The organism is Bacillus cereus group sp. BfR-BA-01360, assembly GCF_022663595.1.
GTDB lineage: Bacteria > Bacillota > Bacilli > Bacillales > Bacillaceae_G > Bacillus_A > Bacillus_A cytotoxicus.
This window is the reverse complement of record NZ_JAKUFV010000003.1, coordinates 68,227-94,204: the sequence shown is the minus strand read 5'-3', so window position 1 is coordinate 94,204 and position 25,978 is coordinate 68,227. Positions and strand designations below refer to the sequence as shown.

Here is a 25,978-nt window from a genome sequence, read left to right as displayed (position 1 = left end):
GAAAACAATGATATATCCAAATGCGTTAAAACAAGGTGATACAGTAATGATTATTGCACCGTCTGGCCCACCAACACTTGAAAATGTATTAAAAGGTGTGGACATCTTACAAGAGATGGGCTTATCCGTAATAATTGGAAAGAGTGTTTATGAGAAGTATGGATATTTAGCTGGAAATGATCAAGTTCGTCTTGATGATATACATGAAGCCTTTACAAATAATGAAGTAAAGGCGATTTTCTGTGCACGAGGTGGTTACGGAAGTGCTCGTCTTCTCCCTCGCATTCAATATGAAATCATTCAACAAAATCGAAAAATCTTTTGGGGATATAGTGATATTACAGCTTTACATACCGCTTTTTCACGCTATGCAAACCTCGTGACGTTCCATGGACCGATGATTGAAGAATTAGGAAAAGGGGTAGATTCTCTATCGCGTTCTTCTTTCAATCAACTCTTCTCTCCTTATTCATCTATCTTAACGGCATCAGAATGTATTGTGCCAGCCCCTTCCTGCTTCACTACTGGAACACTCATTGGAGGGAACTTAACTGTATTGACAAGCACACTTGGGTCACCATTTGAAGTCGATACAACCAATAAAATTGTATTACTTGAAGATATTGGCGAAGAACCATATCGCATTGATCGTATGTTGAATCAACTCCATTTATCAGGAAAATTTAATAAATGTCGAGGTATTATTTTTACAAGCTGTCATAACTGCATTTCTTCAAAACCATCTCAATCGTTACAAACGATATTGTACGAATACTTTGCACCGCATCATATCCCAGTTCTATTCGGCTTACCAATTGGACATATTAACCCTAATATTGGGATTCCCCTTGGGATTACAGTCACAATGAATACAAACAGAAATACAATTTCTATCCCTTCTGGTATCGTGCCATTTATAAACTAAAAAAGAAAAGCCAAAATGGCTTTTCTTTTTTAGTTGTAATACTGAAAGATACGACCAGACACAATATCTGCGATTTCTTCAGGAATAAATGTTTTACTTATTTCCGTGCCTACATTTAATACTGCCGTTGCGTCCTTATCCATACTTTCAAACAATTCTTTACCACGTATCGTAATAAGGGGCGTATCTTCTGGCAATACTTCTTTTACAAATTCCAATTGCGTAAAGAACGGAACAATCCATCTACCCTCTCCTTGAAAATGGCGCAAACGCAACGTTCCTTCTTTTGCTGAATCTTCTGCTTCAATTGTACCAGCAACATAAAAATGAGTTATAAGCAACAGTTCATAAAATTCTTTTTGTTTTTGCTTATCATCCTCTGCTAAAACGAGTACGGTTTCTATTTTTTTTACTGGAATTTGCTCCATATACTGCCACCCCTATTTCTCAAAATAATTATACTTTAATTATACGAAATATTCTTATTTTTTTCCATATAATTATGCAATTATTTTATCGGAATAGTTTTAGCGATGAATCAGGCTGTAATTGAAATACAAATCCAAGTTGCTGCGACGCAGTAATAAAACAAATATACGCGCAAAGCTCTACAATTTCTTTTTCCGTCCAATATTGTTTTAATATATGAAACAGATTATCATCTATCGCCTTTCGATCATGAACAAATGTATGTGCAAAAGTAACTGCTACACTAATTTCTTCCACCTGTTGCATATCATCAGGTCTTCCCTTTGCCATGCAGTACGGACATTCATTCCCATACGCTAATGTTCTTCTTACTTGCTCCTTCAACTCTGGCGAAAGATTTCCTGTATGATACAGCGTGTTTTCTAACGCACTCCATGAATGTAATATATCCGGATTATGACCTAATAACTTTTGAAACTTTGTATCTCCTACATTTGATAATGAAATTCTCTCCATCACTCTCTCCTCCTCTTCACACTTTTATTGTAAAATAGATAAGACGTTCTTTACATTTCATATGAATCTTAATTTATATGTTTTCTTTACAAAAAATATAAATTTTCTGGAGGTATATTTACAAATGCAACTAGACCGTGTGGATCGTAAAATTTTAAATGAATTATATAATGATAGTCGCCTTTCAATGCGAGAGCTGTCAAAACGTGTGAATTTATCCGCACCTTCGACAACAGAACGCGTTCGTAAATTAGAAAGTGAGGGGGTAATCCGAAAATATACAATCGATATTGACTATAAAAAAGCTGGCCTCGTTTTAGATTGTATTTTAGAAATTACTTTAAAAAATGGTGATACAACACGTATGCAACAATTTATTCAGTCTTATCCATCAGCAAGCTTTTGTTATCGCGTAACAGGTAGCCTCTGTTATATCGTGAAAATTTCTGTTCCTTCCTTAGTTGAACTTGAGGAATTTATTAATGATGTCTCTTCCTATGCAACAACTGTTTCTCATATTGTCTTATCAGAAGTTGCACTAACGCCTGATATTGAACATGTTTTTCCAGAAAAATAAAAATTAATTTTTATTCAAAACAACCTTAAAAACCCCTTACAAAGAGAATAAAAATGTTTTATTATGTATTAAAATACAAAATCTTCGAGAAAGGGGTATCGTTTTGAAAATTTTGTTTTATGAAAAAACAGCGCAGGAAGATGACTTACTTGGCATTTGGGATAATGTTCCTACCATTCCCCGCATTGGGGAAAAAGTAGAGATTTTAAAAACGATTCGTACCGTTACAGATATTAAATATATAAAAAAAGGAAATAACTTTCATGTAGAAATTGTTATTCATTAAAAAAGTAGCCTTCCTTTCATCGGAAGGCTACTTTTTACTTTACTCAGCTTTTTGAATAATAATTTGATCATTCTCTACCGTTATTGTTACTTCATCATTTTCTTCTAATTTGATCCGATTGACAACTTCATCTGGTAATTCTACAGCCATCAATCGCTCCGTTATAATAACTTGACTATATATTCTATTTTGCGGCGCTATTTCCGTTCTCTTTTCCTCATCGATGAAACGAAGAGGCGGCACTCCTGTTTCCTTTATGTTTCGCCAATTCTTCCGAATAAAAGGTACAAACCATAATAGACTAATCAAAATGAAAATAGCTCCAACCCATAGGTTTCCTACTCCTTGTAATGTACTAGCAGAAATCGTATCATTTGCTTCTTCTCCTCCTATTAATTGCATAATCGTTACAATACAATTATTTAAAGCATGTACAGCAATGTTCATCCATATATTTTGTGTCTTAATATACAAAAGGCACATAATGATTCCAAATAAGAAAGCACCTACAATATCAAAGTGACCTAACCCAAAAATAAGAGATGAAATAATTACAGCTCGTTTAATTCCCCACTTTACTGTCATACGTTGTAAGAAAAAACCTCGAAAAATCACTTCTTCCATAATCGGTGCAAATATACATGCCGAAATAAAGCTAAATATCATTGTGAACACATTGTTCGTATTCATTAAACTAGTATCATTCAATATATCTACAATAAAATTCGGGACAAGATGTGCTAGTATGTAAAATTGAATAAATGATACACCAAAAGAAAAAATCATTCCCATTGCTGTTGCAATCAAAATTAATTTCCAATTCATTTTTGATGTTTTATCAAAAAAACTAGTAAATACAATATTATTTTTTTGTGTTTTCATATATAGCCATAGTAATGGGAATATAAAAAACACTGTCGTTTGCATGACGACATCTTCAATCGTTTTTGAAACTCCTATCACCGTTAACGTTACTACTGTAACAATCATTCCTAAAATCATCCATGCAAAAAAACTGCGAAGTCTTATATGTGAAAATGCGTACTGAATAAAAAACACCCCCAAAGATGATGTATCCATAAAATTCTTCCGATTTTGCTCAGTTCCTTTGTTACTACATTTCAATGAAACTATGTAATAAAAATTCCTCTTTACAAGATAATGCCAAATATTGCATTTTATACTTTCATTTTATAAAACATCTTAACGTGTTGAAAATAAGAAAAAGTTTTTACACGGATTTCTTTGAAAATATGATAACCTCTACCCCTTAATCTATTACATTATTAAACGCATATTTGTAGAAATAAATTCATGCGTACTTCTATAATCACAATCATTTTCCAGACCGTTATACCCTCTTTATAAGCATTGTATCCATCTTAATTGTCATTAAGAAAATCACTGCAAGACGATATACAAAAAGTAAAAAAGAACAAGTTCATAAATGAATCCCCCGCTCATCGCGGAGGATTTTTCATTTATAATACATCACGTTTTTGGAATAAGGCACTTGACACAATCAGTAATATAGCAAAGTATACGATATCGATTAATAATGATGTTGTAAAGGTAAACCCAGCAAATGGAGGTTTCATTCCCGCGTTAATGAATTCATTACTATCATATACACTTAAATCTAAATGAGAAAAAACAGAGAACTTTGCTACACCTTCTGCCAAAATCATTAATACCGTATTGATTGTTCCTTTTAAGAAAAAGATAAATAGGGTCATAACTAATGGTAATACAGATTTTCTAAAAATATTTGCTAAACAAAAAGCTAATGTTATAAAGAATAACACTGATATTATCTCATACATAAACTTCTTCATTAATACCGCAACTGTTAGTCCCTCTTTTTCTCCACCAAAAACAACCATTCCAATTAATACGGAAACCATGAAAGCAATAAATAATATGACTGTTACAACTAATGCAATTGTTATATATTTTGAAAATAAAACTGTAACTCGCTTTCTAGGACGAATCAGCAACTGTTTAATTGTTCCTTTTTGAAATTCTTCTGTAATAGAACGAGTTGCTAAGGTGATTCCAAAAATTGTAACAACAAGAAATATAAAATCGAACATGCTATTTGTAAATGAGCCATATCCAGACGGTTGCATCTCAGACGGTGCCCATTGTTTCACACCGACTGCGATTATAATTTCCAATCCAATTAATATTCCCATTAAAATATATATACCTTTTTTCGCATGTAATTTTAAACATTCATTTTGGATTAATTTTACCATTATGCCTTCACTCCTCCTGTAATTGATAAAAATTTATCTTCTAGTGTTTTGTTTTGTACTGTAACGCCATATACGAGAATATCATGATGAACAAGTTGTTTCACAATTTGCGGAATTTCAGTCTTTGTTATAGAAGCAACAATAATATTTTCTTGCACCTTACCTTGAATGATTTCATTTCCACGTTCGATTTGATCTACTTCAAACATTACGACAACAGTTTCATCATGCTTCGCTTGCTCATGTAAGTTATATGCTTGTACAAATTGACCATTCTTAATAATAACAACGCGATCACACATTAATTCAATCTCACTTAATAAATGGCTCGATACAATGACAGCTATATTTTTTTCCTTCGCTAATTTTTGTAAATAATCACGAATTTCATGAATACCAGCTGGGTCTAATCCATTTGTCGGTTCATCTAAAATAAGAACTTTCGGATTGTGAAGAAGTGCTTGAGCAATTCCTAGGCGCTGCTTCATACCAAGTGAATATGTCTTTACCTTTTTATGAATCGCATGCTCTAGTTCAACTAGCTTCACAATTTCAGCGATACGCTCTTTACTAATTGGCGTAACAGCCATATTAGCAAAATGTTTTAAATTTTGCATACCTGTCATATAATCATATAATTCCGGGTTTTCAACAATCGCTCCAATGTGTTCTAACGCCTTCTCACGTTCTGTCCGAATACTATGACCGCAAATCGTAATATCTCCTGCTGTCATGGCAATAAGACCTGTCATCATGCGAATTGTTGTCGTTTTTCCGCTTCCATTCGGCCCGAGAAATCCATATACCTCTCCCGCTTCCACTTCAAATGAAAGACCGCGAATAATTTCATTTCCACCAATCTTTTTATAAACATTTTCTAATTTAACTACTACGTTTCCCAATGATTCTTCCTCCTTTAGGCCTCTAGTTTGTTATCGATGATGTAGGCTGTTGCGTACATACATGCTACACCTATTATGCAAGCAAAACTAATATTGTATATATTAATAGTTGTTCCTGCATACATACCAATTTCTAATCCTTCACCACTTAAATACATTACTTTTTTTGTGAATTCATATGCTGTTGTTACTTTTCCTAACCCTACATATATTCCTTTAAAGATTGCATTTAAAATAAAGAAAGAAACAATGATAGATAAGAATTGCAGCTTCCTCTTTTTAATCAACCATTTCATTAGTACGATTAAAAATAATATTTGAACCATAATACTTTCTACTTTCAGCATTTCTATCAAAGAATTCAAAAGCCATTCCATTCTTGTCATATCTTTTATTTCAGTCAACAATTGAAACAATGTCGAACCCGGTATTGCCAAAATTCCCAAAATATATAATAGACAATCCGCTACAACTTCCCATACTATCATCACCGCAAATAAGAATAAAACGATTCCCCATACTATTTTCCATCCGGAAACCCCACTTAAACGAATAAGTGGATTTTTTAAAAGTTTTGAAAAGGTAGCTACCGTTTGTATAAAGGAAAGAAATAGACTAAATATATATAATATTACTATAACAAAAAAGAGTTCCAATTGCTTCTTATCAGATGTACCACTTAACTGCACATTCATTTGTATACATAATATAGCCATAATAAATATAAGTATACAAAATGAAATAATGAACCTCTTTCTATTACAATTCCACATATAATGTAGTAATCCGCTCACCTACTAAACACCTCCTTAAACAACTCAGTCACAGCTTTCCCTTTTTGAAAACGAAGCTCTTCCACATTTTCATGAAGTACAATTTCTCCATCCTTTAAAAAGAGAATTTCATCAAAAATATTTTCAATTTCACCAATTAAATGTGTCGAAATGATAATTGTACAATCCTCTCGATAAAACTGTAAAACAAGCTCTAATACATGTTCTCTTGATATAGGATCTATCCCACCAAGCGGTTCATCTAATATGTAAAGCTTTGCTTTTCTGGAAAATGTTAAAATGAGTTGTAACTTTTCAACCATTCCTTTTGATAAAGCTGTAATTCTCTCTTCTAACGGTATTTTGAATGCAGCAATTGTATCTACCGATTTTTGTATATCAAAATCTTGATAGAAATCACGATAGAAAAATATTGCATCTTTTACAGTCATCCACTCATCAAATACAGGGTAATCTGGCATAAATGAAACAACCTTTTTCGTATCTAATCCTATTTTCTTTCCTGCAATTGTAATACTTCCTTCTGAAGGATGTTGTAAACCAGCCATCATTTTTAATAGCGTCGTTTTTCCGCTTCCATTATCCCCAACAAGACCAATAATTTTTCCTTCTGTAATCTCCAAATTTACATTCCGGATTACTGTCTTTAAACCATACTTCTTCCATAGGTTTTTGATCACAAGTAAATTCGTCATCCTTTATCCCCCTTTTTGTCTTCTAATGAAGAACGAAGGATAGAGAGAATTTCATCTCCAGAAAACCCTAAATGATCCATTCCATTGATAAAAGAATCCAGCAGTTCTTTGGCCATCTCTTTACGCAATTCCATAATTTTCTCTCCTTCGCTCGTTACATATCGTCCCATCCCTCTACGAGTTATGACGATACCCTCCCGCTCTAACTCCTGGAAGGTTCGCTGAATTGTGTTTGGATTTACCTGTAACTCACTTGCCAATTCACGAACAGAGGGAATTTTATCACCAAGTGATAAATGACCGGTTGCAATCTCTTTTTTTATGTATTCCATCACTTGAATATAAATTGGTATATTTGGAGAAAACTCAATTTTCATTTCTTCCCTCCTTTTGTATCGGTGTACTAGTTTAATAGTACACCGATACAAGAGGATTGTAAATACTCATACGAAAATGAGCATAAAAAAAGAGTATGAACTTCTCCTGCCCATGTACACGTTTCAAATGCGATTTACATCCTATCAATTGTAAAGATCGTGACGAAATCATAAGACAGAGAAACTCTTTTGCAAAATAATAACATTATGTAAACTATTTAAGGAATATATGAAAACAATGGGTAACCTAATCATTACTGATAATTGGGTAAATGAAATAATATGAGCAATATGGTAAAAAACAAAAACAGGAGGCTTTTGCCTCCTGTTTCCTCAGTCATCTATTAAAAATCAAATACAAAATCATCATCCGATAATTTTTCAACATTCGTTGCTTTTACATAGCCATTCCCTTTTACAGAGAAGAAATCATGATTTTTCGTATCCGTACGTAAACCATTTAAAACAATTGGGTTAATTTCTTCTTCTTCAAAGCGTGGTTCTAATCCTAAGTTCATAAGCCCTTTATTCGCATTGTAACGAACAAAACGATTTACTTCTTCGACAAGACCAATAGACGCATAAATTTCTTCTGTATATGCCGTTTCAATTTCATACAGTTCCATCAATAAATCTTGTGTTTCCTTTTGCACGTCTTCTTGTTCTTCTGCAGACAGTTCAGCGAAGATTTGCTGTGCTAAAAGACCAACGAATACGCCGTGAATACTTTCATCACGAATGATTAGATTAATAATTTCACCACTTGCAGTTAATTTCCCTTGTCCTGCTAAATATAGAGGATAGAAGAAACCACTATAGAATAAATAACTTTCTAAGAATACACTCGCTACCATTGCCATGTATAACTCTTTTTTCGTTACTTGTGGCTTTAATAACTTGCGATAGTATCCTGTAATAATACCAGCTTTTTTCTCAAGTAATGGATGCTGATCCACCCAATCGAAAATCTCATCAATTTCTTCTTCTGTTGCAAGTGTCGTAAAGATATGACTGTAACTCTTTGCATGCACTTCTTCCATAGCGCCCATGAAAGCTAACACACTTTTCGCTTGTAAATTCTCGATATGTACAAGCACAAGTGGCATCCCTTCGCCACCTTGTTTTGTATCTAAAAGTGTTAAGCCACCTAATACACGCTTATACGTCGTTTGTTCTTCTTTTGATAATTGCACCCAAGTATTTTTGTCAGAAGATACTGCGATTTCTTCTTCTGTCCAAAACTGAGCGATGTTTTGCTTCCAAAACATTAAACTAAAATCGTCTTCTTTTTTATTCCAGTTTACCGCACGCATTGAATCGCCCCTTCTTTTTTATAATGAAATCCTTTCTAAACTCATACTTCCTAATCACAGTCTATCAGAACCTAAAAATTTATAACTAAGCATGAGCAGGGTTATAAAACCCTGCTCATGATGTCTTATCCTTTAAGTTATATATCATTACATCAAACCGTACAAGCTACACATTCTTCCACACTTAACTTACGCGTTCTTGTATAATACAGACTCTTTAAGCCTTTTTTATGTGCATAAATGTAGTAACGTGCTAACTCTCGTGTAGAAATGTCACTATTTACATAAAGAATCGTACTAATTCCTTGATCAATATGCTCTTGAATCTCTGCAATTAAATCAATCAGTTTAAACTGATTCATATCATAAGCAGACTTATAGTACCAGAACGTATCTTTTGATAAATATGGCATTGGATAATATGTTGTCGCATTCGCATATGTTCTTGACTCAATTTGACTTACAATTGGCATTACGCTTGAAGTTGCATTTTGAACATAACTAATCGATTGTGTTGGCGCAATAGCTAAACGATATGAGTTATATAAACCGTACTTCTGCACCTCTTCTTTTAGACTTGTCCAATCTTCTTTTGTTGGAATGTAAATCCCTTCAAATAACTGTTGTACTTTCTCCGTTACAGGGCTATAGTCTGTTGTTTCATACTTTTCAAAGTACGTGCCATTTGCATAATCCGACTTATCAAAGTCTTTAAATGTTTCGCCCTTTTCTTTCGCAATACCCATACTCTTTTCAATCGAGTAGTAGTTTAACATCATAAAGAATGTACGAACAAATTCTTTCGCTTCTGCACTTTCATAAGCGATTTTATTTTTCGCTAAATATCCATGTAAGTTCATAGCACCAAGTCCAACCGAATGAAGCTCATCATTTGCCTTCTTCACAGTTGGTGCGTTTGGAATAACAGTCATATCAGAAACGGCTGTTAAAGCTTCCATTCCTGCATGTACCGCTTCACGAATTTCTTTATTCTCCATTACGTTTACAATGTTTAATGATCCTAAGTTACAGTTAATATCACGGCGGATTATGTCATCTGTACCGTAGTCGTTAATTTCGGATGTTTCTTGTAATTGAAAGATTTCTGTACAAAGGTTCGACATCTTCACAGTTCCAATATTCTTTAATGGATGTTGCTGATTCGCATTTGATTTAAACATTAAGTATGGATAACCAGACTCAAGCTGAATCATTGCAATTTTAATGAGCATATCACGCGCACTTAAATCTAGTGACTTTTTCTTTACATTTGGATTGCTCATTAACTCATCATACATTTCATCAATATCAATATCATCTAAATGTTTTCCGTACTCTTTATATACTGTATATGGTGCGAAAACATGGAATGGTTCATTTTTCTCAGCAAGCTCAAAGAACTTACTTGGAACGATAATACCGATTGATAGAGACTGAATCCGGCTCTTCTCGTCGGCATTTATTTTTTTTGTATCGAGAAATTCAATAATATCCCAATGGAAAATGTTTAAGTATACAGCACCGGCACCTTTTCTTTGCATATTGTTACTCCATACCTTAAAACGTATGGGGGATAGTCATTTCTGCTACCCTCTCTATATCGCTATAGAGTTCAGACCATATCTTCTTCTCACCAAATTCTTTGTTTAGCCACTCATCATGTTTTTGATGTACCTAAATATGCCACGAATCACAAAGTAGCAATAAATTCATCATAAGATTTGCTTGATCAAGACTTTCAAAAAAACGAAATGGAATAATGTGATGTAATCTCAGTGTATTTTTTGTTCTTTTGATTAACCACATATTTACTTTTACAAATAGGACATATTTTTGTTATAAAGCTCTTTGTTCTCTCCATAACTATATACACCCTTTGAATTTGGTTTGAGAAGCCAGGTTCGAGCTATATAGTCACCTACATAACTACTTGGTCGTTGAACCTTCTCCATATCTAATAGACTTAGGAGCTCGGCTGCTGATTTCCTGCAATCTTGGTTTTTTAGGGGGCGCTACGTAATTTCTTCGTAGTATCCTACCTCGATATACTCAGGCGTTCCAGCAATTGACCCGGTTTTATAGTTGAGCCATAAGTTAACCCAACTGATTCGCATATGAAAACGAATCTTCAAGTAATTTCATAACTGGTACAACACCGCTTGCTGCGTTCTCGATACCTTTAATTTGTTCACCACGTGCACGCAGCTTAGATAAGTTCAAGGCTACTCCGCCACCGATTTTTGATAGCTGCATCGCCGTATTAATATTAAATCCAATCGAATTTAAACTATCATCCATCTCTAACAAGAAACAAGACACCATTTCTCCTCTTCTGCTTCTGCCGGCATTTAAAAAGGTTGGTGTCGCTGGTTGGTAGTTTTGTTTAACAATCATGCTCGCAAATTGTTTTGCCTTTTTCACATCACCGCGTCCCAAATATAAGGATACAATTGCTACACGATCTTCATAGCTTTCTAAATATTGCTTTTGATCATTTGTTTTGAGCGCATAATCTTTATAAAACTTAGATGCTGCCATATAAGATTGGAACTTAAAGTTTTCTCCGTACGCAATATCGTATACTGCTTCTATTTCCTCCAACTTATACTCGTCCAAAACATTGTAATAATAATCATGTTCAATCATATACTTTATTCGTTCTGCCACGCTATCAAAATGAATGGTATTTGCTCTCGCTTCTTCCATAAAGACTTCCAGTGCTTCTTTATCTTTATGAAGCTGATAGAAACCATCTTGCATTTGCGTGATTTCATTATTCAGTTCAATGTGTCGCAATCTCCCGCACCCTTTCCTTAAAATATTCTACATCCTTATTTGTTCCAGATAACTCAAATTTTGATACAATAGGTACTTCGTATTTCATTGAAATTTTGTCTGCACTCGCTCCAAACATATCTCCCCAGTTGCGATTGCCACTTGCAGATACGCCTTTTAAATTTGCATTATTGCGTTCTAAAAATTCTAAAACACGTTCTGGCACATTTCCAAAACCTGTTGTATACGTAATAAGTACAAACTCTTCATCTATTACTAAATCCTCACTAATTTGAACGGCCGGCATATTTAATTTGTTGATGAAACGCTTCACGTTCCCTGTCATAGAATCATATGCAATTAACATCTCCGACCCTCCCTTTCTTCCTTTTATATCTCGCTGCCGATTCTCGATGTCCCTATATATTGTATTACGTTTTAAAACAAGACACAAGATGTATGTATAAATTCTTTCTTTTTTTAACTTTTACTTTTCGACATAAACAGTCGTTTTTTTTAATACAATGACTATGAAACAACATTCTAAAACTCATGTCAATAAAGTGCTTTTCAAAAAAGTTGTCAATGAATTTAACCATTTTTACAAAAATGTTAAGAATCATTTTTGTAAAAAACGGGAAATGCTGAAGAAATCCTTTTCTCCAGCACACACAAAAAAGAACAGACTGTATGTTGTAATCTGTTCGAAACCGGTTACACATTATCTATATTGTACAAATCAGAAATACGACTCTCTAAATACATATACTCATTTTGTTACATAATAAAAATATCATTTGAATGATAAAAGACAATTAGAAACGCACATCCATATATTGATTCGTGCGACTGGATTGTAAAACAAGTGCATTATATATACAAAACTTTGTTATTCATTGATAATATTTAACTTTGAAACATCTTTTATAAAAATGTGATGAAAATTTTCTTCTTTATCTTGAATCGTAAATACTGGTGCCTCTTCATCAAAATATACAACAGTTCCTTCAACATGTTGATAAGTATGTTGTACTTTTACTGTCGTTTCAATTCTATTCCCTTGCTCATAGGCAACTTTTATTCTTTCCACGATCTCTTTCATATGCTTTCGTCTCTCAGGAAACATAACCATGCCAACAAGCCTTCTCCCAGCTTCATCTTTCCACATATAGTCCCAATGTGGCAAAGCTCCTTGTTTAAACTCTCCCATAAATCGCCTCTCCTTTATCTCTTATTATGAACGTGGGGTTTCCGTATATGTATAAATAACCTGCCCACCGCGCTGTGCATTTCCAATAAAATGTTTAAAATCTTCTCGGTTTACTAAAACTTCACGAAACGTATAAAATACATCTTTTGTTACAACATACTCTTTTATCTCACCATTTTTCAGTTGATCTAAAATTGTATTTGCTAATTGTTTATCCATGTATTTCACCTCTCTGCAATATTCTATCTTATCTTGTACCAGTCGACAACGGTAATTTTATCTTAATTCGGAAAGAAGGATCATTGAGTCATCGAACACGGCTACCTACTTATAAGCCTAAGGTGAGGGAATCTCTATGTTTCTTACTAACTAAACAAATGATTCACCTTATTTTACTGTTCAGCCTTATTATAGCTTCTTTAAAAAGCTTTCTCTATTATGGATATAGAGTAGCTCCAATTTGATTTTATGTTACAATAAGGTTAACAATTAGGAGGGATACTATGATTCGGAAAGCAAAAAAAACAGATGCACGAGCAATCGCTCCGCTATTGTATAATGCTCTGCATGAAATTGCTGAGAAACTCACCGGTGCAAAAGAGAAAACAGAAGTATTAAAAGGCCTTGAAAATTGGTTTTCCAAAACAGGTAATCGGTTGAGCTATGAAAACTGTTTCGTTGAAGAATTAGATGGGAAAGTAGTTGGAATTATCGTTGCTTACCACGGAAGTCATGCAAAGCAGCTCGATGCTCCAATTGTAAAACACCTGCAAAAGCTACACCAAGATTCAACCATTACGTTAGAAAAAGAAGCAGAATTAGATGAGTATTATATCGATACATTATCTGTTTCAAGCAAATATAGCGGACGAGGAATTGGCTCCCAATTAATTAAAACGGTTGAAAATGACGGATTGGACAAAGGGTATGAAAAAATTGCGTTACTTGTAAATTTAGAAAACATAAGAGCTTTCTCTTTATATAAAAAGCTTGGCTACGAAGAAGACAAGACTGTCATGCTTGTAGGTGAGCCATATGCTCACTTAGTAAAACCGCTCTTAAAAAAGACTTTCGTTTCATAACAAAAGCACGCGATTCACCGTTTGAATCGTGTGCTTTTATGTTAAATTCGTTTTTAGTTTCGTTCCGTTTAAAGCTTCGTGAAATGTATATTCTGTACATCCCCACGGTTTCCTATGAAAGATAGGTGGCCCAACCCAACCTCTCGTACGTAATTCCGTACCAATCATTGTATTAAAATAACTGTGTCCTACAAGGACAATGTGGTTATAGACAAGGGCATAACCAATAAGTGTATCAGCAGCTTGCTTTGCTCTCTCCCGTGCCTCTCGATAAGATTCAACCCCTTTAGAGTAACCTATAATCCATAATGTACGCCCTACCATTGTCCATATTTCTGGTTTACATTTTATCCATTTGGGAGCAAAAAAATAAGATGGTACCTCTACTTCTCGAAAAAGTTTATTTTGGATAAAAGATAAAGAATTTGTTAACTCTGCTGCTGATTGCACAGCACGTTTTTGATTACTTGTCACAACTAACTTGGAAGATTCAATCGCTTCAATCGTTTCACGTGGTATGCTTTCCTCTACTCTCATCTCCTCTATATCATAGCATTGCATCCATTCATGAAACTCAGTAACTGTCATTGGATTTACACAATGATTCAAGCGACCGTGACGAATAAAAGAAATTCGCATTCTCTTCCCTCCTCATTCACCGCTTATCGCCCATATGATTATACACGGATTTCTTATTGTCATCATACCATGAAAAAGCAGAAAGACATACTCTTACATACATAGTAACTGAATCACAATTTTATCTCCTTTCTTCCTTTCAACATATCTTTACAAATTTCTTATGAAAAATGAATATTTTTCAAACTCTCCCTTTGGAAGCATTTACAAACCAAGAAATATAGTTCAAAATAGAAGAAACTAGAAAAAAATTTATTTTTTGTTAAAACTGTAATAAGGAGAGTTGTTCATGGAAATCGCAAAGGCTGGAGATATTATCGAATTTAAAGACGGTATGCACGGACGTGTTCAAAAAGTAAATAAAAATTCCGTTATTGTTGATATAACAATTATGGAGAACTTTAGAGAATTAGATGTGGAACCTCTTACAGTTGTAAACCATAAAAATTATACTGTAATCAATCAATATGCATAACTTCCTAGATAAAAAGGATCTGTACACAACGTACAGATCCTTTCTCATCAACGGTTATCTACTGTTTCCGGATATAAATCATGATTCATCATGCGATACTCTGCCATTTTCTCATACTTCGTACCTGGGCGCCCATAGTTGCAATATGGATCGATTGAAATACCACCGCGTGGCGTAAATTTCCCCCACACTTCGATATAACGCGGATCCATTAATTCTATTAAATCATTCATAATCACATTCATACAATCCTCATGAAAATCACCATGGTTACGGAAACTAAATAAGTATAACTTTAACGATTTACTTTCCACCATTTTTTTCTCAGGAATGTAACTAATATAAATGGTTGCAAAATCTGGTTGTCCTGTTTTGGGACATAGACTTGTAAATTCAGGGCAATTGAATTTCACAAAATAATCACGATTTGGATGATTATTATCAAAAGTCTCTAAAATTTCCGGGCTATATTCAAATAAATATTTTGTATTTTGATTTCCAAGCAACGTTACATCTTTTAAATCTTCATCTAATCTTCCTGCCATCTTTAAACATCCCTTCTATTCACTTATACGCCTCGCTTATTTCCCCATACTAAGGCATGAAGCTGAGGTAATACTTTTACATCATTCATTTCTTTACTATGAACTGCCTTTTCAATTAACCATTCATATTTCTGTAATAATTTAGGAATTAACACTGCGTCCTCTGCTGTTTTTGTATCATCGTTTCCAACCTGTAGGAAAAAAGGTACATGAGGATAACGTTCATGAACGTTCTTTGCATATTCAAAGTCATCATCATCAAATATAACTACTTTTAAACTCATATTTTTATCTACTAATCTTTCTACTACTAAGTCTAACATCGTAAAATTTGTTTTCATTTTTGAACTTGGTGGTTTCGGTGAAATTGTAATTTCATCTATGTCCAAAAGCCATTCTTGCCATTTACTCCCTTGCGTTTCAATGGCGGTCCGAATGTTATTCTCTTTTAATCTCTCTAAAAGTTCTTTCATATGTTTCAGTAACACTGGATTTCCACCTGAAATTGTTACATGCGAAAAGTTTTCTCCACCAATCTCAATAAGTTCCTTCCAAATTTCTTCTGGGGTCATTTGTTGAATCTGATCTTTCGCCGATCCATCCCAAGTAAAAGCAGAATCACACCATGCGCAACTATAATCACATCCCGCTGTACGAATAAACATCGTTTTTTGCCCCACAACCATTCCTTCTCCTTGAATGGTTGGACCGAATATTTCTAAAACGGGGATTTTACTCATCGAGCATCCACTCCCGTCTTACTTCTGTATAACTTGTCGGCGTTTCAAACAGACGAACAAATTCAACTCGAGCTCCTTTATACTCTTCTGCTCGGCCTCCCTTTGTTAATGCCTCTGCCATTTTCTCATAAATCCAAACGACCATATTTTCCGCAGTCGTATTCATCGCTGGTAATGTTTCGTTTAAGTAACGATGATCTAAATAAATTTCAATTTCATTTTTCCAAATTTCTTTTATATCTCCAAAGTCAATGGCAATACCAATTTCATTTACATATCCACTAATTCCAAAGACAACTTTATAAGTGTGCCCATGTAAGTTTTTACATTTCCCATCATAGCAGTGCAAATGATGAGCTGCATCGAATGTAAATTCCTTACTGACCATTACGCGTTTATTATGATATTTTAATTGCTGACGCTGAATATCCTTATCTATTTTTTGTAAGTTTTCTACAACACGAAACCCAAAAAAACTTTGTTCCATTATGCCTTCGCTCCTTCACGTTCTTGTAGGTACGTATCTAAACCTGCTTTGCGAAGTTGACATGCTGGACATTCACCGCATCCATCGCCAATGATTCCGTTATAACACGTTAAAGTCTTTTCTCTCACAAAATCAAATGCACCTAATTCATCTGATAGCTTCCATGTGTCCGCCTTATCAATCCACATAAGCGGAGTATGAATGACAAACGGATAATCCATAGATAAATTTAAGGTAACATTTAATGACTTTACAAATGCATCACGGCAATCAGGATAGCCACTAAAATCTGTTTCGCACACGCCAGTTACAATATGACGTGCTCCTACTTGTTTCGCTAAAACAGCTGCAAATGATAAGAACAGTAAATTTCGTCCCTCAACAAAGGTAGATGGTAATTCACCTTCTTCATGCGTAATATCGATATCTGTTCTTGTTAAAGCATTGGGAGCAAGTTGATTTAAAAGGCTCATATCTAGTACTGTATGCTTAATTCCTAATTCCTTTGCAATATTTGCTGCACATTCAATTTCTAATTTATGACGTTGATTATAGTTGAACGTTACAGCCTCTACTTCTGCAAACTGTTGCATAGCCCAAAATAAACAAGTTGTACTATCTTGACCACCACTAAAAACAACAACTGCTTTCTCTTTTTTCATTTTACTCATTCTCCTTCTCTATTATAAATAAGAAGAAAGAACGTTCTTGAACTATCATAATAAAAAAACAAAACAATACCTTAAGATATTGTTGTTCTCATAGTTTTTTATAGAGGGAGTTCGCGAACCTCTCCCATGTTATAACATGGAATTTCTTCTTTCATTGACAAAACATATTGTATCATACGGTGCAGAATCAAGGAAATATCTAATTTTTTTATCCTTTAAAAAAACGTGATGATAATCCATCACGTTTTTTCCGTTTCACTTACAAGTTCTGCAAAAGCTTTTACTTTTCCATGTGGCTTTTGATTTTCTTTCCTTGCTTTCCAAGCACGCTCTTTTTCTTTCTTCTTTTTGGACATATTTTCAGCTCCTTTCTATCCTTGTATTATTCCAAGTATGATCAGAAAAATTCTTTCACCCTAATAAAAAAAGTGAGTCAATCGCTCACTCACTTTCTTTCATATAAAAAGGTAACTATCTTTGTAAAATAGCATGTTTTGCCTCTTTTAATTGGGTAAGGTGTCTTTGTTCATGTAAATCAAGAAATTGAATCCATTGATACAAACTAAGTTCTTGAAAAATCGAGTGTTTTAATGAATTTTGGCATAGTTCTTTTTCATCTATAATACTATGGAGCGTATGAAGGAGCTCTTGCCTTGAGTGTTCTAGCAATTGAATTCCGTGTTGTTTTTTCATAAGTGTCTCTGTAGGTTGCATTTGTTGAGGAGCTTCGCGTTTATACGTTCGATCAAGTGTTAACTGGAGGTCTTTAAATGGAACGAATTTTCTTTCTCTTTTCTGCAGTGCATATACAAGCGCCGATGTAATAGACTGTTCCACTAAATGTAAATGATGCATAATTTGAATGATACTCCATTTATCACGCCGTGGTCTTATGTTTACGTCTGTATCATTTAACGTTTCAACTTCTGATAATAATGCATGTCTTGTTGCTTGTAATGATTGCAGCAATGTCTCCAAACTTATATTCGATTGAATCATATATTTCCCCCCTCTTTTTTGGTGAAAAGAGGTGCTTCTTCATGTAGAAACACCTCCTTTTAATAAATCTGAATTTTCTTTTATTATCTCATTATTTTATAATTGTGTCGATGAGAAACAGAACGAAAACAGCATATGTTTTTTACAATTTTGTGTCCTCTACTGCATGTAACCACGCGTGAATGTCTTTAATAACTCCTTGTACACACCCTTCTGCAAACGGAGATGTTAAATTTGCAGTTTCTACTAATTGTAAAAATGACTGACTTCCACCTTGTTGGCAAAGATTCACATAATCGGCCCATGCTTCTTGTCTATTCTCCCTTGCGCGTTTCCAAAATTGGAGCGCACAAATTTGAGCCAATGTGTAGTCAATATAATAAAAAGGTGCATTATAAATATGTCCTTGGCGTTGCCAGAATCCACCGCGCTCTAAATAATCATTATTTTCATAATCACGATGAGGTAAATATTTCTTTTCTATATTCCGCCATGCTGCCTTTCGTTCTGCTGGTGATGCTTCTGGGTTTTCATATACATAGTGCTGGAATTCATCAACAGACACACCGTATGGTAAAAATAATAATGCTGAGCTTAAATGAGAGAAGTAATATTTGTCTGTATCTTCTTCAAAGAATAACTTCATCCATGGCCATGTGAAAAATTCCATACTCATGGAATGAATCTCACATGCTTCATATGTCGGCCAATTATATTCTGGAATTTCATATTTGCGGCTTTCATATACTTGAAATGCATGACCAGCTTCATGTGTTAATACGTCAATATCTCCAGACGTTCCATTAAAGTTTGAGAAAATGAACGGAGCCTTATAATTTTCAATATATGTACAATACCCACCGCCAGCTTTTCCTTTTTTCGCAACTAAATCTAACAAATCATTATCTAGCATGAAATGGAAAAATTCATCCGTTTCTTTTGATAACTCTTGATACATCGTCTTTCCATGATTGATAATCCAATTCGCATCCCCTTTCGGAGTCGGATTGCCTGTTGCAAATTCAAAGTTTTCATCATAATATGCTAATTTCTCTACACCAATTCTTGTTTTCTGTCTATTTCGAAGTTCCGTTGCAACTGGGACGATATAATCTAATACTTGTTTCCGATAACTTGCAACCATTTCCGCATTATAATCTGTACGGTACATTCTCGCATATCCAAGTTCGACAAAGTTTTTAAAGCCTAGCGCTTTGGCAATCTTCGTTCTTACTTTCACAAGTTCATCATAAATACGATCTAGCGCTTCTTCATGTTCTGCTAAGAAACCATAGTATACTTCACTTGCTTGTTTCCGCGTATCTCTTTCATTTCCTTGCATAAAAGGAATCAGTTGTGATAGCGTTCTTTCTTCTCCTTGAAATGGAATTTTTGCACTAGCTAACAACTGTGTATATTGCGAAGATAATTTATTTTCGATTTGTAAGTCTTTCACAACTTCATCTGAATATGTTTTTACGTCACATTCTGCTAACGAAAATAATTGATTTCCATAGTAGTCCTCTAATTCTGCACGAAATGGAGAACTTAACAATGCTTTATAATACTTTGTTACATACCCTTGTGCCACTGGCTCATATTCATCAAAAAAATCTTGTTCTTCTTTATAGAAAGTATCTGTTGTATCTATCGAGTGACGAATCGAACAAAGAGTGCTCATTGTCCCAAAATCATTGCGAATCCGATTAATAAACCCAATAGCTTCTTTTTGTTCTTCTACTGTTTTTGCCTTTTCAAATCGTTCTAAAGCTGCAGTAAAGTTTGTTTGGAACTCTTCTATATCCGGACGTTTATATTCATAATCTTTAAATGACATAGAAAATATGCCTCCTTTCAATTATATGTATCTGTTTATAGTTCTATTTCCCTTCCCCTTTCTCCTGTTATTTTCCAACAAAATTCGCCAGAACATAACGATTTGTTTTAAAAACGAAACATTTTCAGTCACTTTTTTTCCTCTAAAAAATGACTGAACAAAAAACTTTAGATCATTTTTCCCGCTATTTTAGGGCAGTAATAGCCCGATTGGTGGGAGGATGGAGAATCCCCATTAATTAAAGTTTCACTTTATCAAAAACTTTTTTGATCACATATCACTTTTCATATTTCCCAATCTTTTTCAATAAAGTTAACAACTCTGCCTTTTCTTCTTTTGTTAACATTTCAAAAGATTGATGTATAAGCCTTTCGTGATTCGGAAAAATAGAATCAATTAGCATTGTTCCGTCTTCCGTAAGTTCCGCATATATAACACGTCTGTCATTCGGGCAAGGAGTTCGCTTCACAAGCCCCTTTTTTTCTAACTTATCTACAACATATGTAATACTACCACTAGCAATTAATATACGCTCTCCAATTTGTTGAAGAGGTTGACTTCCTTTATGGTATAACAATTCTAGCACAGCAAATTCAGTTGGATTTAATCCATTACCTTGTATATACTTATTTGTTGTATCCATAATTGAGCGTTGCACACGTGATAACGCAATAAATATCTTTAAAGATTGCGAAATTTCTTCTCGTATATCATTCGACATTACATTTTTCCAACCTTTCTTGTAAATTCTAAAAATGAAAGACACTCTGCATCATAACCCATTCATCCTGCTCATTTCTGACTGATTGCTCACTCATCTTTTACTTCTTTACATATCCCAGTAATTTCCCTGAATAAAACATGACAATTTTAACATAGTTTATATATAATGATAATAAAAAAGAAGGAGTAGCAACTTTGAGTAAGAAACTCCGTGGCACCACTTTGTATATATTACTTGTTATATTACCCACAATCGGAATTGGTGTAACATTTTATTCGTACCATACTTATCAAATGAAAGAAGAAAATAAACAAGCTACTCATACGGTCTTATTTGTATATAGGGATTATCTCGATCATCATATCGGCGAAGCGATTTCTGCCCTCGAAATGCTCGCTATGGTCGTAAGCACAGAAACAGGAAACAGAAACGGTATTAAGCAAGTGCTTCATGAGACAGATACGAACGACGAACGGTTTTCTGGTCTATATTATACAAATTCCGATGGAGTCATAACTGTTGCCTCAGAAGGACTAACAGCTCCTGTCAATGTTTCAGATTGTTTTTATATTAAGGAAGCTTTTCAATCAAAAAAAACAACTGTATCATCTGTGATTACAGATCATGTACTTGGCCATCAAGCAATTATGATTGCTACCCCCATTCTCACAAAACATGCGAAAACTTCTGGTCTATTACTAGCCAGTTTGCGTTTCGATTATATATCAGATACTTTAAATGCTATTAAACCGCAATATCATTTTGAGATAACTGATCAATATGATGTAGTCTTCCTGAAGGATCATAATAACGAACAAAACGAACAGCATACGAATATACTTTCTACTCCACTCCAAAAAGTAAATTGGAAAGTATCTGTTGCTCCATTACCTATCCATACAAAAGCTTTATATCAAATGGTTATTGTAGAATGTCTTGTCACATTATTTTTAATGACCATTTTATTTTTATTAATTCAAAATATGCTATTAAAGCGACAAGCACGTTTAGAACGCCAACAAAATGAAATGCAAAAGATTGAGTTAGTTGGAACTTTTGCAGCTAGTACAGCTCATGAAATTCGCAACCCGCTAACTGGAATTAAAGGCCTTGTTGCTTTATTGAAAGAGAAATATACACTAGAACAAGACCAATTCTATTTTTCAGTGATTGAACAAGAAATCGAACGTATTAATGAGATTGTTAGCGAATTTCTCATTCTTGGTAAACCGACGGCGATTATCGAAGACAAATATGATATACGAGATATCATGCAAGAAGTTTCATTAATTATTCGATCAGAGGCAAACCTATATAACATTACATTTACTTTGTATTTACCTGATCATCCTGTTTACATACGCTGCTCAAAAGATCATATGAAACAAGTGATTTTAAATATTACAAAAAATGCAATTGAAGCTATGTCATCTGGTGATACATTAACAATCATCATAACCAGCAATCAAGATCATGCGCAATTACACATTATTGACACAGGAAAAGGAATCCCAAAACATATTCAAAAACACCTCTTTCATCCGTTCTTTACTAGTAAAGATACTGGAACAGGTCTTGGACTTGTTATATGCAAACGAATTATAGAAATGTACGGTGGTCGTATTCTAATCAAAAGTAAAGAGGCTCAAGGAACAACTGTGCAAATAGAGTTTCCGCTAGATTCAGTATAATTATCCTTCTCTTTGGAGGGTAATTATACTTATTTCATAAAACCGGTTACGAGAATTTTCCAAAAATCATTTGATTTTGCTCCCCATTCAATTTGAAAGATCGGTATTTTAGTGAAAAATAGCCATCTTGATGATTGTTTTTCTTTGTAACGCTGATACTTCACAATAAGCTTGTCCAATTCTTGGCTCACTTGAACTGTTTCCTTATTGGTTAATCCATATGTCAATCCTAAATGAATCATTTCTTCACGCTTCATATGAATATCACGTGAAAGTTTTTCCATTGTGTACTTCCTTTTTGCTGTAAACATTCATATCCCCCTTATTCTTCCCATACTCTCATCCTTGTTTTTTCTGTTCATCACATAAGCTTTTCAGTATCCATATTCAAGTTCGAATACTCAGAAATTTTAACAATTTCTCCCTGTAATTTACAAACCTTTAACCTCACCTTGAGAATTATTACAAATTATTCTATCTTTGTAAATACATTCGCAATAATAGACATTTTTTTTATATTATTTTTTTACAATACGTGGACAAACGTTGTTTTTCCGTTATTACCTTATTTTTCTTCGACATTTTTTGTTTAATTTAGATAAAAAAGCAAATCATAATGATGATGTTATTTCTTCCTATCTCCAGGTAAGCGCACCGATTGTAGTAGGTACATATATCCTTTTTAAAAAAGATGATTTATTTTATGAAATAGAAAGGAATTTCATATATGCGTAAATACATGATTACATTTATATTATTCATTTTGATTCCATTTCTTATATTCCCAATCAACATACATGCTCATACGAATAAAGTAGCTATTGTAATTGATGATTTTGGAAATAATATGAAGGGAACGAAAGAAATGTTATCTCTTCCAATCCCACTTACAGTTGCGGTTATGCCTTTTCTCCCTTCCACTAAACAAGATGCAATCGCCGCTCATAAAAAAGGACATGAAGTAATTATTCATATGCCAATGGAACCGATAAATGGAAAAAAAGAATGGTTAGGACCGAAAGCTATTACAACTGATTTAAGTGACGATGAAATTAAACATCGAATCGAACAAGCAATTGAAGCAGTACCATATGCAATCGGTATGAATAACCATATGGGGTCCAAAGTGACAGCAGATGAACGAATTATGCGAATCATACTCACTGTATGTAAAAAACATGGTTTATTTTATTTGGATAGTAAAACCAATTCAAATAGCGTCGTCTCAAGAATTGGAAAAGAACTAGATGTTCCGATTATCGAAAACCAAATGTTTTTTGATGACATCTATACATCATCACACATTTTGAAACAAGCACAGTTCCTTCTACAAAAAATAAGAAAAACACCTGTTGTCGTAGCGATTGGCCACGTTGGACCGCCAGGAGAAACCACTTCACGTGCAATCCAATCTACCATTCCAAAAGTACGGGAACATGCAGATTTCATTTTTCTATCTGATCTTGTCCTATCTCCTCCTGTTTCTAAGCAAAAATAAGAGAACAGCGTATCACTGTTCTCTTATTTTCTTAAATATAATCAACATGACTGACTCGGAATCCTTTTTTCTCTAGCTTAGCTATTAATTGCTTGAGCGCTTTATCATGTAATTCGTCTGTAATATTGACAATCACCCGACGAATGTATTGATCTCCATTATCTAATGTCAATAGCCCCCCAATATGATACGATTTTAGCACTGTTCCTATCTCTTTCATCGTTCCTTTACAATCCTGCGTTGCAATTGTAAGTATATGCCCACCTGTTCGCATACCAAATGAATCTTCAATCACATCAAATATGTTAGAATGTGTTAATATCCCAACAAATTCACTATATTCATTCAAAACGGCTAGAAACGGCAGACGTCTAATCATATAAAACGCTCGAAAAAAAGAATCTTTTTCAAAAATAAATGCAGATTGATCCTCACATATGTCCTTTACATATATTCCGTTTCCTCCACCTCCACATTTTTGTTCTAGAATATCTACTTTATAAATGATTCCTTGAAAGTGTTTTTCATCTTCTGCTAACACAGGAATGGCCCGATATCCATTTTCATTCATTATACTTAGTGCTTTTTCTGCCGAATCATGGCTTTTACAAAAAAACACCTGCTGTTTCGGCAGAAAATGATATTTAACTCGCAAAATATGTTCCCCCTCACATTAACATGTAATCTATATATAATAAGGAGACCTATATTTTATGAGTAAAACTAATATTAAAACGCTTTCATTGCCTAGTTTATCAATAAGGAATATTTCACATTACCGAACTCTTTACCCCTTTAATCATTAACAACTTGACATGATAGTTCATTAAATATTCAAGTCCTTCTAACCATTTTTTGGTTTCTTCTGGTGTTTTTCCCCAAACAATCATTCCATAATTATGAACAAGAACAACGCCCCCGTCCTTTGTAAAGTTTGGAACACTCTCCTCTAATAAATCTGCAAATTCCTTTTCATTTTCTACAATCGGAATCGTTAGCTCTTCTATCCCTTCTGATCCAAAAATACGTTTCACACTCCCTTTTTCAAATGTTACTTCTCCTTCTTTCCCGTATAGCTCTGACATTAAATGGCTGTCTACTGTCTGAACTTGTAAAATGCATTCCGCATTACTTTTTTTATAAATATCAGCATGCATAAAGGATTCAATAGCCGGCTTTTGATCATTTTCAAAAACAGGCTCACACATACTGTTTACCACAATAAAATCTTCATCAACAAATAAACCTTTATCCTTTCCTTCTATGTTCACTAAAAATGTTAATGGTTCTTTTGATGTACACATAGACAAACTAATTTTTGTTCCATAAAACCAATCACGAAGTGCCAATTCCATCTTTACATTCTTTAATTCTTTCCATTTCTTTAAAAAAAATAACATTTCGTCACCCCCATGGTAATCCCACGATCATTTCTATGTAAAAAAGACTGTTTTTTGATTATTCTAAAAATTTAATTGAATTATTACATGAGAACGCTTTTTTGTCAATACGATTTCTCTATCTAGAAAAAGA

32 protein-coding genes, 1 pseudogene and 1 riboswitch are annotated in these 25,978 nt (G+C 33.9%); of the genes and pseudogenes, 7 read left to right on the top strand and 26 right to left on the bottom strand.

What is annotated here, in order from left to right; translation table 11 throughout:
• Window positions 1-7: 7 nt before the first annotated feature.
• Entirely contained in the window at window positions 8-925 is a 918-nt protein-coding gene (locus tag MR056_RS04110; RefSeq protein WP_048722449.1) for a S66 peptidase family protein, read from the top strand.
• A 29-nt stretch (window positions 926-954) separates the two neighbouring features.
• On the opposite strand, the gene MR056_RS04105 is transcribed toward MR056_RS04110, so the two are convergent.
• On the bottom strand, window positions 955-1,353 hold the full coding sequence (locus MR056_RS04105) for an SseB family protein (protein WP_048722446.1): 399 nt from the start codon (window positions 1,351-1,353) through the stop codon (window positions 955-957).
• Between the two features lie 85 nt (window positions 1,354-1,438).
• Window positions 1,439-1,870, bottom strand: a complete 432-nt coding sequence (locus tag MR056_RS04100; RefSeq protein ID WP_011984164.1) for a carboxymuconolactone decarboxylase family protein — start codon at window positions 1,868-1,870, stop codon at window positions 1,439-1,441.
• A gap of 124 nt (window positions 1,871-1,994) precedes the next feature.
• On the opposite strand from MR056_RS04100, the gene MR056_RS04095 reads away from it, so the two are divergent.
• Both MR056_RS04095 and MR056_RS04090 read left to right on the top strand, forming a co-directional pair.
• Window positions 1,995-2,447 (top strand): Lrp/AsnC family transcriptional regulator, encoded by a 453-nt coding sequence (locus tag MR056_RS04095; protein ID WP_011984163.1) that lies wholly within the window; start codon window positions 1,995-1,997, stop codon window positions 2,445-2,447.
• Between the two features lie 103 nt (window positions 2,448-2,550).
• Entirely contained in the window at window positions 2,551-2,733 is a 183-nt protein-coding gene (locus MR056_RS04090; protein WP_011984162.1) for a DUF3913 family protein, read from the top strand.
• A 39-nt stretch (window positions 2,734-2,772) separates the two neighbouring features.
• Here MR056_RS04090 and MR056_RS04085 read toward each other — a convergent pair whose 3' ends face one another.
• The 12 genes and pseudogenes from MR056_RS04085 to MR056_RS04030 all read right to left on the bottom strand — a co-directional run bounded on the left by MR056_RS04085 (window position 2,773) and on the right by MR056_RS04030 (window position 13,276).
• Window positions 2,773-3,783, bottom strand: a complete 1,011-nt coding sequence (locus MR056_RS04085; RefSeq protein ID WP_041810278.1) for a CPBP family intramembrane glutamic endopeptidase — start codon at window positions 3,781-3,783, stop codon at window positions 2,773-2,775.
• Between the two features lie 431 nt (window positions 3,784-4,214).
• Complete coding sequence (locus tag MR056_RS04080; protein WP_048722443.1) at window positions 4,215-4,991, bottom strand: ABC transporter permease; 777 nt, start codon at window positions 4,989-4,991, stop codon at window positions 4,215-4,217.
• A complete protein-coding gene (locus MR056_RS04075) occupies window positions 4,991-5,893 on the bottom strand; it encodes an ABC transporter ATP-binding protein (protein ID WP_011984159.1) in 903 nt (300 codons plus the stop codon). Before MR056_RS04075 ends, MR056_RS04080 begins: the two co-directional genes overlap by 1 nt.
• A 14-nt stretch (window positions 5,894-5,907) precedes the next feature.
• Window positions 5,908-6,687: a hypothetical protein gene (locus MR056_RS04070; RefSeq protein ID WP_048722440.1), complete on the bottom strand. Its 780-nt coding sequence runs from the start codon at window positions 6,685-6,687 to the stop codon at window positions 5,908-5,910.
• Window positions 6,684-7,382: an ABC transporter ATP-binding protein gene (locus MR056_RS04065; RefSeq protein ID WP_048722437.1), complete on the bottom strand. Its 699-nt coding sequence runs from the start codon at window positions 7,380-7,382 to the stop codon at window positions 6,684-6,686. Before MR056_RS04065 ends, MR056_RS04070 begins: the two co-directional genes overlap by 4 nt.
• Entirely contained in the window at window positions 7,379-7,759 is a 381-nt protein-coding gene (locus MR056_RS04060; protein WP_011984156.1) for a GntR family transcriptional regulator, read from the bottom strand. The genes MR056_RS04065 and MR056_RS04060 overlap by 4 nt, the downstream gene beginning before the upstream one ends.
• A gap of 344 nt (window positions 7,760-8,103) precedes the next feature.
• Entirely contained in the window at window positions 8,104-9,072 is a 969-nt protein-coding gene (gene nrdF, locus MR056_RS04055; protein WP_048722432.1) for a class 1b ribonucleoside-diphosphate reductase subunit beta, read from the bottom strand.
• A gap of 152 nt (window positions 9,073-9,224) precedes the next feature.
• The gene (locus MR056_RS04050; protein ID WP_370684822.1) at window positions 9,225-10,640 is read right to left on the bottom strand and encodes a ribonucleoside-diphosphate reductase subunit alpha; all 1,416 of its coding nucleotides are present in this window, start codon (window positions 10,638-10,640) and stop codon (window positions 9,225-9,227) included.
• A gap of 529 nt (window positions 10,641-11,169) precedes the next feature.
• Window positions 11,170-11,868: pseudogene (locus tag MR056_RS04045) on the bottom strand (ribonucleotide reductase N-terminal alpha domain-containing protein); the annotation flags it as partial.
• Window positions 11,855-12,214, bottom strand: a complete 360-nt coding sequence (gene nrdI, locus MR056_RS04040; RefSeq protein ID WP_048722429.1) for a class Ib ribonucleoside-diphosphate reductase assembly flavoprotein NrdI — start codon at window positions 12,212-12,214, stop codon at window positions 11,855-11,857. The gene nrdI and the pseudogene MR056_RS04045, both read right to left, overlap by 14 nt.
• 522 nt (window positions 12,215-12,736) lie before the next feature.
• Entirely contained in the window at window positions 12,737-13,057 is a 321-nt protein-coding gene (locus tag MR056_RS04035) for a hypothetical protein (protein WP_048722426.1), read from the bottom strand.
• A 24-nt stretch (window positions 13,058-13,081) separates the two neighbouring features.
• Entirely contained in the window at window positions 13,082-13,276 is a 195-nt protein-coding gene (locus tag MR056_RS04030) for a hypothetical protein (protein WP_011984150.1), read from the bottom strand.
• A 284-nt stretch (window positions 13,277-13,560) separates the two neighbouring features.
• On the opposite strand from MR056_RS04030, the gene MR056_RS04025 reads away from it, so the two are divergent.
• The gene (locus tag MR056_RS04025; protein WP_011984149.1) at window positions 13,561-14,139 is read left to right on the top strand and encodes a GNAT family N-acetyltransferase; all 579 of its coding nucleotides are present in this window, start codon (window positions 13,561-13,563) and stop codon (window positions 14,137-14,139) included.
• Window positions 14,140-14,175: 36 nt separating this feature from the next.
• On the opposite strand, the gene MR056_RS04020 is transcribed toward MR056_RS04025, so the two are convergent.
• Window positions 14,176-14,778, bottom strand: a complete 603-nt coding sequence (locus MR056_RS04020; protein ID WP_011984148.1) for a histidine phosphatase family protein — start codon at window positions 14,776-14,778, stop codon at window positions 14,176-14,178.
• Window positions 14,779-15,067: 289 nt separating this feature from the next.
• Here MR056_RS04020 and MR056_RS04015 point away from each other — a divergent pair, with 289 nt between their 5' ends.
• Window positions 15,068-15,253 carry a YkvS family protein gene (locus MR056_RS04015; RefSeq protein WP_011984147.1) on the top strand — a complete coding sequence of 62 codons (186 nt, stop codon included), beginning with the start codon at window positions 15,068-15,070 and terminating at the stop codon, window positions 15,251-15,253.
• 47 nt (window positions 15,254-15,300) lie between these two features.
• On the opposite strand, the gene queF is transcribed toward MR056_RS04015, so the two are convergent.
• The 8 genes from queF to MR056_RS03975 all read right to left on the bottom strand — a co-directional run bounded on the left by queF (window position 15,301) and on the right by MR056_RS03975 (window position 21,253).
• A complete protein-coding gene (queF, locus tag MR056_RS04010; protein WP_011984146.1) occupies window positions 15,301-15,798 on the bottom strand; it encodes a preQ(1) synthase in 498 nt (165 codons plus the stop codon).
• A 23-nt stretch (window positions 15,799-15,821) separates the two neighbouring features.
• Window positions 15,822-16,538, bottom strand: a complete 717-nt coding sequence (gene queE / locus MR056_RS04005) for a 7-carboxy-7-deazaguanine synthase QueE (protein WP_048722422.1) — start codon at window positions 16,536-16,538, stop codon at window positions 15,822-15,824.
• Window positions 16,531-17,025 (bottom strand): 6-carboxytetrahydropterin synthase QueD, encoded by a 495-nt coding sequence (queD, locus tag MR056_RS04000; RefSeq protein ID WP_011984144.1) that lies wholly within the window; start codon window positions 17,023-17,025, stop codon window positions 16,531-16,533. Before queD ends, queE begins: the two co-directional genes overlap by 8 nt.
• Entirely contained in the window at window positions 17,025-17,687 is a 663-nt protein-coding gene (queC, locus tag MR056_RS03995; RefSeq protein WP_011984143.1) for a 7-cyano-7-deazaguanine synthase QueC, read from the bottom strand. The genes queD and queC overlap by 1 nt, the downstream gene beginning before the upstream one ends.
• Window positions 17,688-17,780: 93 nt before the next feature.
• Window positions 17,781-17,824, bottom strand: a riboswitch (PreQ1 riboswitch).
• A gap of 111 nt (window positions 17,825-17,935) precedes the next feature.
• Window positions 17,936-18,052 (bottom strand): DUF6254 family protein, encoded by a 117-nt coding sequence (locus MR056_RS03990; RefSeq protein ID WP_011984142.1) that lies wholly within the window; start codon window positions 18,050-18,052, stop codon window positions 17,936-17,938.
• Window positions 18,053-18,167: 115 nt separating this feature from the next.
• Window positions 18,168-18,695 (bottom strand): DinB family protein, encoded by a 528-nt coding sequence (locus MR056_RS03985; RefSeq protein WP_048722419.1) that lies wholly within the window; start codon window positions 18,693-18,695, stop codon window positions 18,168-18,170.
• 142 nt (window positions 18,696-18,837) lie between these two features.
• A complete protein-coding gene (locus MR056_RS03980; protein WP_048722416.1) occupies window positions 18,838-20,532 on the bottom strand; it encodes a M3 family oligoendopeptidase in 1,695 nt (564 codons plus the stop codon).
• A 277-nt stretch (window positions 20,533-20,809) separates the two neighbouring features.
• A complete protein-coding gene (locus MR056_RS03975) occupies window positions 20,810-21,253 on the bottom strand; it encodes a MarR family winged helix-turn-helix transcriptional regulator (RefSeq protein ID WP_041809554.1) in 444 nt (147 codons plus the stop codon).
• 197 nt (window positions 21,254-21,450) lie between these two features.
• Between MR056_RS03975 and MR056_RS03970 the strand changes: the two genes are divergently transcribed.
• Window positions 21,451-22,947, top strand: coding sequence for a DUF3149 domain-containing protein (locus MR056_RS03970; RefSeq protein WP_011984138.1), 1,497 nt, complete (start codon window positions 21,451-21,453; stop codon window positions 22,945-22,947).
• Between the two features lie 29 nt (window positions 22,948-22,976).
• Here the strand turns inward: MR056_RS03970 and MR056_RS03965 are convergent, their stop codons facing one another.
• Window positions 22,977-23,258: an aspartyl-phosphate phosphatase Spo0E family protein gene (locus MR056_RS03965; protein ID WP_011984137.1), complete on the bottom strand. Its 282-nt coding sequence runs from the start codon at window positions 23,256-23,258 to the stop codon at window positions 22,977-22,979.
• A 416-nt stretch (window positions 23,259-23,674) separates the two neighbouring features.
• Here MR056_RS03965 and MR056_RS03960 point away from each other — a divergent pair, with 416 nt between their 5' ends.
• Window positions 23,675-24,445, top strand: coding sequence for a divergent polysaccharide deacetylase family protein (locus MR056_RS03960; protein WP_048722414.1), 771 nt, complete (start codon window positions 23,675-23,677; stop codon window positions 24,443-24,445).
• Window positions 24,446-24,476: 31 nt separating this feature from the next.
• On the opposite strand, the gene cbpA is transcribed toward MR056_RS03960, so the two are convergent.
• Together cbpA and MR056_RS03950 are read right to left on the bottom strand one after the other, a co-directional pair.
• Entirely contained in the window at window positions 24,477-25,100 is a 624-nt protein-coding gene (gene cbpA, locus MR056_RS03955; protein ID WP_011984135.1) for a cyclic di-AMP binding protein CbpA, read from the bottom strand.
• A 115-nt stretch (window positions 25,101-25,215) separates the two neighbouring features.
• Window positions 25,216-25,845 (bottom strand): class II aldolase/adducin family protein, encoded by a 630-nt coding sequence (locus tag MR056_RS03950; protein ID WP_011984134.1) that lies wholly within the window; start codon window positions 25,843-25,845, stop codon window positions 25,216-25,218.
• Window positions 25,846-25,978 lie beyond the last annotated feature (133 nt).

What these genes read in the sequence shown, in the direction of transcription:
- MR056_RS04110 (WP_048722449.1), top strand. Translation starts at nt 8, where the DNA reads ATGATATATCCAAATGCGTTAAAACAAGGTGATACAGTAATGATTATT.
- MR056_RS04105 (WP_048722446.1), bottom strand. Translation starts at nt 1,353, where the DNA reads ATGGAGCAAATTCCAGTAAAAAAAATAGAAACCGTACTCGTTTTAGCA.
- MR056_RS04100 (WP_011984164.1), bottom strand. Translation starts at nt 1,870, where the DNA reads ATGGAGAGAATTTCATTATCAAATGTAGGAGATACAAAGTTTCAAAAG.
- MR056_RS04095 (WP_011984163.1), top strand. Translation starts at nt 1,995, where the DNA reads ATGCAACTAGACCGTGTGGATCGTAAAATTTTAAATGAATTATATAAT.
- MR056_RS04080 (WP_048722443.1), bottom strand. Translation starts at nt 4,991, where the DNA reads ATGGTAAAATTAATCCAAAATGAATGTTTAAAATTACATGCGAAAAAA.
- MR056_RS04065 (WP_048722437.1), bottom strand. Translation starts at nt 7,382, where the DNA reads ATGACGAATTTACTTGTGATCAAAAACCTATGGAAGAAGTATGGTTTA.
- MR056_RS04060 (WP_011984156.1), bottom strand. Translation starts at nt 7,759, where the DNA reads ATGAAAATTGAGTTTTCTCCAAATATACCAATTTATATTCAAGTGATG.
- nrdF (WP_048722432.1), bottom strand. Translation starts at nt 9,072, where the DNA reads ATGCGTGCGGTAAACTGGAATAAAAAAGAAGACGATTTTAGTTTAATG.
- nrdI (WP_048722429.1), bottom strand. Translation starts at nt 12,214, where the DNA reads ATGTTAATTGCATATGATTCTATGACAGGGAACGTGAAGCGTTTCATC.
- MR056_RS04035 (WP_048722426.1), bottom strand. Translation starts at nt 13,057, where the DNA reads ATGGGAGAGTTTAAACAAGGAGCTTTGCCACATTGGGACTATATGTGG.
- MR056_RS04030 (WP_011984150.1), bottom strand. Translation starts at nt 13,276, where the DNA reads ATGGATAAACAATTAGCAAATACAATTTTAGATCAACTGAAAAATGGT.
- MR056_RS04025 (WP_011984149.1), top strand. Translation starts at nt 13,561, where the DNA reads ATGATTCGGAAAGCAAAAAAAACAGATGCACGAGCAATCGCTCCGCTA.
- MR056_RS04020 (WP_011984148.1), bottom strand. Translation starts at nt 14,778, where the DNA reads ATGCGAATTTCTTTTATTCGTCACGGTCGCTTGAATCATTGTGTAAAT.
- MR056_RS04015 (WP_011984147.1), top strand. Translation starts at nt 15,068, where the DNA reads ATGGAAATCGCAAAGGCTGGAGATATTATCGAATTTAAAGACGGTATG.
- queF (WP_011984146.1), bottom strand. Translation starts at nt 15,798, where the DNA reads ATGGCAGGAAGATTAGATGAAGATTTAAAAGATGTAACGTTGCTTGGA.
- queE (WP_048722422.1), bottom strand. Translation starts at nt 16,538, where the DNA reads ATGAGTAAAATCCCCGTTTTAGAAATATTCGGTCCAACCATTCAAGGA.
- queD (WP_011984144.1), bottom strand. Translation starts at nt 17,025, where the DNA reads ATGGAACAAAGTTTTTTTGGGTTTCGTGTTGTAGAAAACTTACAAAAA.
- queC (WP_011984143.1), bottom strand. Translation starts at nt 17,687, where the DNA reads ATGAAAAAAGAGAAAGCAGTTGTTGTTTTTAGTGGTGGTCAAGATAGT.
- MR056_RS03990 (WP_011984142.1), bottom strand. Translation starts at nt 18,052, where the DNA reads ATGTCCAAAAAGAAGAAAGAAAAAGAGCGTGCTTGGAAAGCAAGGAAA.
- MR056_RS03985 (WP_048722419.1), bottom strand. Translation starts at nt 18,695, where the DNA reads ATGATTCAATCGAATATAAGTTTGGAGACATTGCTGCAATCATTACAA.
- MR056_RS03980 (WP_048722416.1), bottom strand. Translation starts at nt 20,532, where the DNA reads ATGTCATTTAAAGATTATGAATATAAACGTCCGGATATAGAAGAGTTC.
- MR056_RS03975 (WP_041809554.1), bottom strand. Translation starts at nt 21,253, where the DNA reads ATGTCGAATGATATACGAGAAGAAATTTCGCAATCTTTAAAGATATTT.
- MR056_RS03965 (WP_011984137.1), bottom strand. Translation starts at nt 23,258, where the DNA reads ATGTTTACAGCAAAAAGGAAGTACACAATGGAAAAACTTTCACGTGAT.
- MR056_RS03960 (WP_048722414.1), top strand. Translation starts at nt 23,675, where the DNA reads ATGCGTAAATACATGATTACATTTATATTATTCATTTTGATTCCATTT.
- MR056_RS03950 (WP_011984134.1), bottom strand. Translation starts at nt 25,845, where the DNA reads ATGTTATTTTTTTTAAAGAAATGGAAAGAATTAAAGAATGTAAAGATG.